Genomic DNA, 11,319 nt, shown 5'->3' on the forward strand with positions numbered 1-11,319 from the left:
CGGGACTAGCGCTTGAACTCAGTCACCGCGATTGCGGCACTGGTATAGGTCCACGTCGTGTTTGTGGTGGTGACGAAGAAGCGAAGGAAAAACTGCACGGCTGTCCCCGCCGGAAATTGGATGATCTGGAAGAAGCCGACAGGAACCGCTGTATTTGATGGCGAGAATGCCACTTCGCGGGAGAGAGCCAGCTCAGTTCCGTTGTATGCCGCAAATAGCTGCGCTCGCATGTTGCCGGAGCCAGCAGTCCGAGTGCCGTCGGCCTGTACGTCGACCTTCATCGTGCCGCCGGTGCTGGTGATATAAACCCGCCCAGTTTCACCCGTGTCTTCAGGGCTTACGCCGCCGCTCATGCCGGCGATCGCGACTGTGTTGGTGATATTGTTCGGCGCGACCTTGCTCGTGGTGATCGTACCATCGACGAAAAGATTGCCGGCAATCCGGCCGTTGCCGACGAGCTCCCATGCACCCCCGTATTGGTCGGCAAACAGGCTGAGCTGGGCATATCCATTGCCGGCATCGGCGTTTAGCCTGACATAGGCTCGCGCCTTGCCCGCAAGGTCAACCAGCGTGCCGGCTTGCTGCTGCACCGTGGCAGCTGTGCCGTTGTAATCGCTGCGCAGGTTCGTCACGCTCTGCGTCACGGCGCCAATCTTGGGATCGACGACCGCCGTCACTCGCTCGTCGATCTTTGCCGTCAGATCGCCACCGGAACCGGACACCTGCGCTTCGAGGTTGCTGACACGCCGCGCCGTGGCGAACCTGCCGTCGGTGACCGCGGTTTCGACGGTCGAAAGCCGGCCGCTGGCTTCGTTAAGCGATGCCGTAATCGTGTCGCTGCGCTGTCCTAGCGCCGTGTCTCGATCGACCGATGTACGCTCGACCCGACCGATCTCGGCGCGCACTGCGCTGTCGGTGGCCACTAGGCTGGCCCCGACACTGTCGACCCGGATGCCGAGCGCGCGATCACCCTCACTAATTGCGCTGACCGTTTGATCGACGCGAGCGTTTGTCGTGGCGTCCCGGCTGACATAGTCGGCGGTAACCGTATCGATCCGCCGCCCGATCGCGCTGTCGGCGTCGGTCAGAGTTGTGATGCTCGTTGCAACGCGAGCAGCCGTGGCGGTCTGTACCGCCCGCGCGCTACCTGCCGACCAATCATTCCACGCATTTTGTCCCTGACGAGCGCCACCGATGTACGGTCGCCAGAACCAAGCGTAGCTGTCGCCCTGACCCTCATAGGTATCATTCTTCCGCATTAGCAACCGCGCTGCCACTGCACGCAAAGGCGCCTGAACAGCGATCACGCCTGACCGCTTGAACAGGTTTGGATCGTTTGCGAACCTCTCGGTGGAGGTATTGCGGTTGCCGTTGACGAACTCGAAAATGACACCGTCCGATCCGACCCAGCCGAGAAAAGCTTGGGTGTCAGCACGGTGTGAGGCGAACATGGCAGAGAATTGAACGAACGATCCGCCGACGATCGCTACCGGATCGGATATCCAATCAGCATACGCGTCGGCACCGCCAGCCCGCCCCGCCTGATAGATCGAAAGTACGTTCTCGCCGACTGGATGGTACGAAGGGCCAGCGGCGTTTACGCCGTAATTTGGCCGAGGCATGCCCAGGTTTTCGCCCCACCCGTCTGTGGTGACGAAGTCGGTGTTGCTGATCAGGTTTCCGCCACCGGGGGCGAAGCTGCTCTGCACCTCTGAGATGCGCTGCCCGATCGCTTGGTCGGCATCCGCAAAGGCGCGCGCCGTGTCGGTGATCCGGGTGTTGGTGGCTGTATTAACAGACCGGTAGTCAGCGGTGACCGTGTCGATCCGCTCACCAAGGGCCTTGTCCGCAGCGGATAAGGCGGTGACCTGAGTCGTAATGCGCGTGTTGGTTGCGCTGTCGCGGCCAGTATAATCGGTCACGACGATTTCGATGCTCTGCCCAAGCGCGGTGTCGCGGGCTGACGATGCCAGCTCGACGCGGCTGATCTCGGTGCGGGCAGCAGCGTCGTTGGTGATCACGTCCGCCACGATGGAATCGACACGCTTGCCGATAGCCTCGTCAGCAGCGGACAGCGCAGAGACTGAGTCTGTGATCCGCGTGCTGGTCGCCGAGTCTGCTTCTTTGAATTCTGTGGTGACGGTGTCAATCCGCTCACCCAACGCCCTGTCAGCAGCGGACAAGGCGGTGATCGTGGTCGTAATCCGCGTGTTGGTGGTGCTGTCCCGGCTGGTATAATCGGTGATGACGCTTTCGATGGTCCGCGCGATTGCACGGACATCGTCGGTGCGGACTAGCCGCTCCGTCTCGATCAGCGCGCGGACCTCACCGTCGTTCTTGTTGGTGACGACGGTCAGGCTGTCGATGCGGCGTTCGAGCAGCTCGTCCTTGCCCTGCGCCCGGTTCGCTTCGGCGTTGAGGTCGGTCATTGCCGCATCGATCCGGGTATTTGCCCGGCTGACAGCCAGATCGGCCGCGACGCGTGCCGCTCCGAGTTTGCTATCGGCGCTCGCCAATGACCCATCGAGAGCGATCCCGGCGGAGAGCAGCTTGGCATTCAGGTCGGCGAGCGCCGCATCTGCCTTCGCCCCGGCTGTCTTGATCAGGGCATTGGCCGCCGCGACCGCGCTGTTGATCGCGGGGATCGTGATGTTCTCGAGAATATCCGAGCGCTGCTTTACCGAGGCCGCGTCAGCAATGACCTGCGTCGCCGGCACCCCAGCAACGGCGCCAGTGTCCTTCGACGTGTTCTCACCGGTGTTGTCAGCGTTCTCGGTCGGCTTCGTGCCGCTGACATTCTCCCAAGGGATCGTTAGTGGTGCCGGGGTCTTCGCTTCGCTGAAGCCCTCAATTGAAAGCGTCAGCTTGCTCAGCGTCTCGCCAACCTCGACGCTGAAGTCCTTGAAGAAGCCGTAGACGATAAGGCTGTCGACACCGGCGTCGCCGAGCCACAGCGACGGCACCGCGCGAACGGCTGCGATCCGCCCAACGACCTGGTCGACCGCATCGGTCCGGATCAGCGCCTTGCCCGCCATCCGCTTCGCCCAGGCGCGCGGGACGATCATGGTCTCGCCGAACTCGTCCGTCTCGCGCCGGCTATAGTCGGTGATGCCCGACGTCGCCGAACCCTCGGTGATGCCGAGCGGCCGCAATATGCCGAGCAGCAAGGTGCCGACGAATACGGTGCCATCGCCACCGCGGCTGTCCTGCCACTCGGTGGTGTCGCTCACGGCCTCGGCATCGGCCCAGCTTGGCGGTTCCGCCGTGGCGGTGCCAGCAACCGTGTCCTGCCAAGTTACCGAATCGTCCCACGCGAACCCATCGTCCCAGACCACGCGCGTCGCGGCCTTGCCGAACGGTGTCAGCGTTACCGTGATGCTGGCCCCGGCCGCCAGCGACAGATCGAGGAACAGCGCAGCGCCGGATCCGCCCGTCGGCGCAACGGTGCGGTCATATCCGGGCGCCTGGACGCGGACGGTCGCAGCGTTGCAATCGAGGATCGCAAGGCCAGACGCCGCGGGGCCGGGGCGCAGCGTAACCACGATCGGTGCTTCGTCGGTGGTGACGGATCCGAGCGCCTGATCAAACATCGCCCAGCGGTTCGTCGGTCCGACGTCGAGCCATGCCCCCGTCGTCGTCGCCGGGTCATGGCCGACGTTCCGCTCTAGCAGGCTTTCCCAGACGCGGTGCGTCGAACGCCGGATGACGCGCTGCCCCAAGGCGTAGCCGCCAGCTGCCGTCCATTCGATGGCGTCATCCTCGGCGACGCTGCTCGACGTCAGGACGGCGTCTGTGATCGCGATCGGCTGTAGCAGCTGAAGGCTGGATGCCTGACCAACTGGGGCCGGATCAGAGCCGTCGTCCGTAAACGCCCCTTCGCCGGTCATCCCCTCGACCGTCAGCGTGCAATAGCTGAGCGGCGCGGTCGCGTGATCGACCTCGAATTCCTTGTAGAACCCGCGGACGGATAGGCTGCCGAAGCGATCGTCGGCGATCCACGTCGCCGAGGTAGCACGAAGCTCCGCGAGCTGGCGCTGGATAGTGTCGACGTCGTCGAATGGTACGGCGAGACGCACGGTCATGCGACGCGCGAAACCGCGCTGCACAACAGTGGTGACCCCGAACTCGTCGGTAACCCGGCGACTGTAGTCGATGACGCCGATCGTCGGCGCCGTCTCGACGGTTCCGAGCTCAATTGCGCCTGCGGCGGTGACGACCTTCATCGGGCGGCGCTCGCACTGCCGACGCTGATGGCCTGGCCAGCGTGGTCGGCCGTGATCTCGTCCAGCCTCTGGTTGGTCCCCCGCGTGTTACGCGCGATCTCAGCCTGAGTGGAATTGCTGTCTCGGCGAAGCCCCGCCAGCTCTTCCCGAAGCGCTGCGATCTCGCCTGCGAAATCATCGTTGGCCGGGGCCGGTGCCTTGCCGGTAACGGCGTCCGCGGCCGTGATCATCGTGTCGATCGAAGTGGCGGCGCTGCCCGACGCGGCGGTGCCGCCCGCCAGCGCGCTAACGACGCCATAGGCAGCCTGACGGCTGGCGTCATTCATCGCCTGCACGCGGTCGAGCTCCTGTCGGCTGGTCATCTGCTCGGCGGTCGGCGCGGTGGTGCCGTTGCCGAGCGCGCTGATCACGCCATAGGTCGCCTCGAGGCTGGCGGCGGTCATGGCGCGCACGCGTTCCAGTTCCTGCCGGCTGGTCGCCTGTTCCCCAGCTGCGGTGAGCAGCGCCTGGCTGAGCGCCGGCAAACTCTTCGCCGCATCTTGATCACCGCTGCGCGCGGCGCTGGTCGCCGTGTTGAACTGCCCCTGCAGGGCGGCAAAGCCATTGCCATTGCCCGCGTCGGTCAACCCGCGAATGCGCTTCACCTCGTCCATGAGGCCGTCACCGACCGAGGTCCAAGCGTCGCGTAGCGCCTCGGCAGCCTTGGCCGCTTCCTGGGCATCCTGGATCGCCCAGATCTGCTGCTGCAAGGCGCGGTTGCTGACGTCGAGCTTGGCAAGGTCGAGGGCACGGAGCGTCGCGGTGTCGCCCTTCAATTCGAGCAGCTTGCGCTCGAGGTCCTGGCGTTCGGCTGCAATATCTGCCGCGCTCCGGGCGCCCTCCATCGCGGACTGCAGGTCGGCGAATGCCGGCGCCAGCTTGAGCAGCGTGCCATAAGCCGACTGCCCCGCGGCGGTGTTAAGATCCTGCGCCTCGACGAGCTCGCGGAAACCAGCGAGGCTTGCCGGCATCGCCATGCCGAGGCTGTCGAACACCTTGGCGAACTGCGCCGTCTTGGCGGCGGCCTGCTCTTCCTTGCTGTAAAACGCCTCGAAATAAGCGCTCGCGGCGCTGGTCAGGTCGCTGACGCTGTCGAACTGGTCGGCCAGTGCAAGCTTGGCGTCGATGCTGAAACCGCGAGTGGCAGTGCCGAGCAGATCCAGCGCAGTGCCGACCGCTTCGACCGTCGACGCGACGCGGACTAGCGTCTCGAAAGCGCCTTCTCCTACTTTCTGAAAGCGCTCGAGACCCGGGATTGCAGTCGCCGCCATCTTGTCAGCGGCAGCACCAAACACCGCGGTCAGCTTCTCCTGGATCTGCTCGCCGGTGAGGTCCTTGAGATCGATCTTCCCGATGCTGACGACGAAGCTGTTGAGGCGGGCCTGCACGTCACCGGTGGCGATGCCGAGCGGTCCCGCGGACGCGGCGATCGCGTCGTTGAACTGCTTGAGGATCAGCGTGAACTGGTTTTCAAGGCCAGCGTCCGCGCCGGTATATTTCGTCGAGTAGGACGTGCCGGTGCTGATCCCGAGGAACTTCTTCTTCTTCTCGACGTCCGAATAATAGGACGCATCGAAGCCGCCGCCCAAGACGCTGCCGAGCTGCTGATCCTTGCCGTAGAGGCCGCTGCCCACGACCGTCGTCTTCGACCCGAACAGCGAACCGATCAGGCTGCCGACGGCGCCGATGATGCTGCCGACCACCGGGATCTTGCTAAACAGCCCACCGCCGGTCACGATGCCGGACAACAGCTTGCCAGTGCTGTCGGAAGCGAAGCCTTCCTTCACGCCAGCCGAAGCGTTGACGTCGCCAGCACGAACGACCAGCGCCGCGACGTTGCCGATCTGGCTGTCGATCGACTTGAGGGATGCCGCCATCTGGCGCGCGTAGGTGTTGGTCAAGGTATCGACCTCCTTCAACGCATCCATCGATCGCTTGAGGCTTTCCGACTGCGCGCTGGTATCCCCGAGCACGGTACCGGTGCCGTCGTTCGCCTTGGCGAGCGTGTTCTTGCCGCCACCGCCACCGAAAAAGCCGGTGAAGATGCCGAGCGACGCAAGCGCAGCGGCCATCACAGCCATGCCGGCGAGATTGAACGGGAATGGCGAGGATGACGCAGTCTTCGCCATCGCAGCGGTACCGTCCGCTGCGGCGCGCATCCCGGCATTCACGACGCTGGTCGCGGTGAAGGCGGTGTCGGTCGCGACGCCGGTTGCGGCAGCGACGGTGCGCGCCGTCGTGACGCCGCCGATCAGGCCAAGCTGCACCGCGGCGTTCTTTACCGCCATCGCGAATTCTATCGCGCGGAAGACCTTCTCGGCAGTAGCCATGGCCTTGTAGCCAGCGGTACCTTCCTTGAAAAAGCCCTTCGCTGCGGCTGCCATATCACCATAAGCGGCGGACTGCGCCGAGGCGGTACGCATCGCGAATAGCTGGCTCTCGCGGGCGATGCGGTTTTGATCGGTGCCCGCTTCCTTGATGGCAGCATCGTGAGCCTGCTGCAGACTCGCCTGGTCCGCATAGTAGGAGGTCATGATCGTCGTGGCATCGCCGATCGCCGTACCGACGCTGCCGAAAGCATCCGCCATGCCCTGCGCGGCACGCTGCGCAGTCTGGTCGATCGTGTCGAACAGGTCGGCAGTGGCGCTGAGCGACGCGTTGAGCGCGTCGCTGGCGTTAGTGACGGCCTGATGCCCCTTCGCGATCTCGACCTGCTGGGCGATGTACGCGGCGCGGCGAGTGGGGTCGGTAAACCGGGCCTCAGCTTCCTGCGTCGCCTTGAGCGTCGCCAAGCCGATCTCGCGCTCGTTATTGGTCGCACCGACCAGCCGAAGCTCTTCGGCCAGCGTGGCAAGCTGCTTCCGGCCATCGATCATGTCGGTGTTGAACCGGCCGACCTCTTCCGTGTCCTTAAGCGCCTTTCGTGCGGCCTGCTGATCCTCGAGCGCCTTCGTTGCGCGCGCGGCTGCATCGGTAAGCCCAAGCTGCTGCGCGGCCTGAACCGCGGCGAGCAGCGGCAAGTCGGCGATCTGGGCGGCGATGAGGTCATTGGCGCGTTCGGCCGGCACGAGACCAGCTGCCACGGCCGCGTTGACCTGCTGCTGCGCAGTGATCTGGTCGCGCATGCCCGCCGTGGACTTGGCTGCATCGGAAACACGTTGCGCAATTGCAAGCTGTACTTGGCGCGATACCGCTGCGGTAATATCGGCCTGCTGCTTGATCGCCTTGCTTTCGGCCTTCACACGAGCCTCGGCGATCAGCGCTGCGGCACCCGACACGCCGTAGGCTTTCGCCAGGTCGTAGAGGTTGCGGATCTGTGCCTCGATCGCCTCGGCGTCGCGTACTAGCCCTTCCGCATGACGGTCGACCTTCGGCTTGGGCGGCGCTTTTGGCGTCCGGTTGGCCTTGATCTCGTTGGCCTTCTTAAGCAGCCGCTCTTGCGACTTGCTGACGATGTTTTCGGCAGCCGTGGCGAAGAACGTGTTCGTCCCGTTGACGACCTGCCCGGCGCCCTGCGCGTAACCCTTGCCGAACGCCTTGCCCAGGCTGCTACCGGCGCTGGTCACGGCCGTGGCGGCATCGCTCTGGCCCATGGCCTTCAGGATGGGGCCGGCGAAGTCGCTGATTGCCCCGCCGATCGACTTTAGCCAGCCGGCGACGCGGTTGTAGATGGCGTTGAAGATCTGCGAGATGCCGTTGCCTGCCCACTGGGCCGCAGCGACGACGGGGGCGAAGAACTGCGCAACGGCCGCGGCCGCTGCCGACACATTCGCCGTCACCGACGTCGAGATGCTGCTCCACAGCTCGACGATTGCCGCATAGGTGCCGGTGAACGTGCCATAGATCGACGCCAGGAAGCCCTGCACCTGCTGTGCGTCGTTCGGTGAGAACAGATAGTCCATAAGCGATTTGCCCGACCCGCCCAGGTCGAGCCCGTCGGTGATGGTCTTCCAGACGCCGGCAACCATGTCGCCGGTCGTGATCGACTGATCGCCGAGCTTCTTCATCTCCTTGGACGTCAGCCCGAGGCCGTCGGCGAACTTCTTCATGCCCGCGTCTTCGTTGATCTGCTCCTTCCACCGGTAGAGCGCGACGCCGGCGACGGACGCGACCGCAATCGCGGGGAGGAACGCGACGGCGAGTCCGCCCATCTCGGCTGCGAAGCCCTTCACGCCGCCCTCGGCCATCTGCGCGACCTGAAAAATCTGGCCCGCTTGGCTGGCGAAGATCTGGAACGGCGCCGCGCCCATCGCCGCCATAGTGGCGACGTCGTTGAGCTGGAACGACAGCTGCGTCAGGGTGCCCTTGCCCTTGCGAGCGACGCGGTCCATGTCGTCTTGCGCCTGCGCGCTTTGGCGCAGGCGACCAGTCAGCACTTCCTGCTGGCGCGCATATTCAGCCGGCGCGGTTGCCCCGGCGTGATAGAGTCGCGTCGATTCCGCGATCTCGGCATTGAGCTTCTTGGTCGCCGCGTAAAGGGGGTCAGTCGACATGCGTAGCTGCTCGGCCGCGGCTGCATCGGCAGCCTGGGCATCATGCGACGCACGCACGGCCGACGCCAGCTGACCATGCTCGCGCGCCAACTGCTCAGCGGCCAGCCCCTCGAGGCGCATGGCGGCCGCATTGGCTTCACGCTGTGTGATCTCTGCCGCTGCCTGCTGCTCGTTATAGTCGCGCATGCCTTGCTTCGCGCGGGCTTCGAACATCGCGCTGGCGAGCGCAGCCTGACGGCGGGCCTGCGCATCAAGCGCAGCAGCCGCGGCAAGGCTCGCTGTCTCTTCCTCGCGCAGCGCCACGGCACCAGCCTTCACGCGGGCCTCGAACATCTGGTGAGCATAGGCAGCTTGCCGCAGGGCCTCCGCTTGAGCATCTGCAGCTGCCGCAGCCTGGTTGGTCGCCGTGACCAAGGCTAGCTCTTCGCTGCGGATCCGCCCGGCAAGCTCGGTCAGGCCAAGCTGTTGCGCTTCGAACGCTCTGAATTCGGCCGTAGCACTACGGACCTCCTCGCGAGTTTTGCCAAACACGCTGTTTTGACGCTCGAGCTGGCGCGCCATTGCCTCACCGGCCTTCTCGACGCGGGCGAACTCGCGCGCTGAGTTGGCACCCTCGCGGGTTGCCGCGGCGCCGAAATTGGCGACTGCGCTGGTGGCGCCGGCAAGCTTGATCCCACCCGCAGCCGCCTCGATGCGCGCGGAGTTGCGGATGAAGTCTTGCGTCTCGGAGCTGAACATCTGGCCGAAGCGCAGCAGCTCGGCGAACGCACCTTCGGTATTGAGGATGAAACCAACCTCTAGGGCGGCCGCGCCGTCGTCATCAAACATCGCGGCCTCCTTTCGAGGGTCAGCCCAGCACGGCGCGGAGCTTGGCTTCTTCGATCTCGCGCTCGCGCGGGGTCACCTCTGTTCGCCACGGGGGCGGGCAGGTTTCGACGTCGGCCTTGTGGCTTTCGGCGAGGTAGGCAGCAGAGAGGCGGCGGATTAGCCGCGCTTCCCATGGCTCAAGGTCAACGGCGGTACGTTCGCACCACGCGTTGATCTCGATCCACGATAGCGGCACGGCGCCCATGCCGGCCGCTTGGGTCAGGCCGATTTCGATCAGCCGGTCGGTGATATGCGGCGCAGGGTTGGGCGGCATAGGCGGCACGATCTTGTCGCGCTTCATCTTCTCGATCCGGCTTAGCCGGGGAGCAGGCGAGTCTTCTACGAACTTGGCTCGCCGTGATCGAGGGTCCGGCTTTGGCGTGGCCTGAAGCCACGCCATATGCCGAATATAGAGGGTCAGGCCGCTTTCGAGGCGGCCTTGAAGTTTCCCCAGTCGGCGACAAACTTCGTCACCTGACGAGTGATGTAGCCGATGCCCTGATCGGCGTATGCGGCGCGGAACATGTCCTGCCCGCTGAGACTGGCCCCCTCGGGCTGATAGTCGAAGTTCTCGAACGACACAGTGATCGCGGCGAGGTCTTCGGCCGTCTCGGCGATGCGCTCTTCCTGGGTCGCCGCGGTGATCTTGCCATCATTGTCCTGCATGCGCTTCAGCGCGCGCGCGGACTGGCGGGATTCGACGGCGCCATAAGCGCGGCTGCCGGGGCCGTGAAGATGGATGCGGACGGGGAGCTTGCCTGCTTCGTCGGCGTAGAGCGGCTCGCCGGTGGGGCCCTTGACGTGCAGGGCGGCGGTGGCAGCGACGGCGAGCGAGGCGATATTGAGCAGCTTGGTCATGAAATAGTCCTTCGCGGGAGGATGGTGCGCCAACCCGGCTCGCGACCCGCGACGACGGGCCGAGCTGGCGCATAAGGACCGGCGTCGCGGGCGCCGGGTAGGGAAGGGGTCAGGTGGTCGGCGCAGCGACCTTGACGATCTTGGTGCAGATCTCGATCGTCGGAGCGCCGGTCAGCATGCTGTCGGCACCGTCGGCGGTCTCCGGCATGCCGAAGTTGCGGCCACCGAAGTAGCGCTTGGCACCGTCCGGATAGGTCACGCGGAAGGAATAGAGCTTCTGGCTCTCGTCATCGGCCGACGTCTGCATGATCGCCTGGCCGGCGTCGGAGCTGTCGAGCGCCATCGACGGCTGCAGCGCGCCATAGTCGGCCGAGCCCTTGAACTTCTGCTTGGCACCCTTGAGCGGCTGGAATTCGACCTTGGCGAAGCTGGCGCCGATCGAACCGAGCTTTTCGACCTGGCCGACGTCGGTGAAGGTCAGGGCGGCGTAACCGGTGGCGTCGGCAGTCGCCGGCGACGTAACGGAGATCGCAAGCGACGAGCATGCGGCGGTCTGTGAACCCATGGTGATGATCCTCGTGATTTAATACCGGCAGGGCCGGCGGGGTGGCGCCCGCCGGGCGGCGGGCACGCGGGTTAGGCGGCGGTCTTGGCCTTCGGGTCAGCGGCACTGTCGACGGCCTCGACCAGCCCAGCGGCTGCAAAGTTGACGAACTCGCCCTCGGTGAAATCGTGCGCCTTGCCGGCGTCGAAGTGCCGCTCGGTGCCGGCGTCGGTGAAATCACGGGTTGCCTTTGCGCGGATCGTCTTGGGCTTGGTGTCGGACATGGTAGGTTCCT

General features: G+C 65.0%; 6 protein-coding genes. All 6 read right to left on the minus strand.

The genetic code is table 11. The features are described 5' to 3' along the window. Positions 1 to 5 precede the first annotated feature (5 nt). Positions 6 to 4,223 carry a hypothetical protein gene (locus SOM18_RS01975; RefSeq protein WP_320481202.1) on the minus strand — a complete coding sequence of 1,406 codons (4,218 nt, stop codon included), beginning with the start codon at positions 4,221 to 4,223 and terminating at the stop codon, positions 6 to 8. Beyond that, positions 4,220 to 9,583: a hypothetical protein gene (locus SOM18_RS01980; RefSeq protein ID WP_320481203.1), complete on the minus strand. Its 5,364-nt coding sequence runs from the start codon at positions 9,581 to 9,583 to the stop codon at positions 4,220 to 4,222. Before SOM18_RS01980 ends, SOM18_RS01975 begins: the two co-directional genes overlap by 4 nt. A 19-nt stretch (positions 9,584 to 9,602) precedes the next feature. Further along, the gene (locus SOM18_RS01985) at positions 9,603 to 9,923 is read right to left on the minus strand and encodes a phage tail assembly chaperone (RefSeq protein WP_320481204.1); all 321 of its coding nucleotides are present in this window, start codon (positions 9,921 to 9,923) and stop codon (positions 9,603 to 9,605) included. 116 nt (positions 9,924 to 10,039) lie between these two features. Then, a complete protein-coding gene (locus SOM18_RS01990) occupies positions 10,040 to 10,480 on the minus strand; it encodes a hypothetical protein (protein ID WP_320481205.1) in 441 nt (146 codons plus the stop codon). Positions 10,481 to 10,589: 109 nt separating this feature from the next. After that, positions 10,590 to 11,045: a hypothetical protein gene (locus tag SOM18_RS01995; protein WP_320481206.1), complete on the minus strand. Its 456-nt coding sequence runs from the start codon at positions 11,043 to 11,045 to the stop codon at positions 10,590 to 10,592. A gap of 71 nt (positions 11,046 to 11,116) precedes the next feature. Beyond that, positions 11,117 to 11,308, minus strand: coding sequence for a hypothetical protein (locus SOM18_RS02000; RefSeq protein ID WP_320481207.1), 192 nt, complete (start codon positions 11,306 to 11,308; stop codon positions 11,117 to 11,119). Positions 11,309 to 11,319 lie beyond the last annotated feature (11 nt).

Source organism: Sphingomonas sp. CFBP9019 (assembly GCF_034045155.1).
Taxonomy (GTDB): domain Bacteria; phylum Pseudomonadota; class Alphaproteobacteria; order Sphingomonadales; family Sphingomonadaceae; genus Sphingomonas; species Sphingomonas aerolata.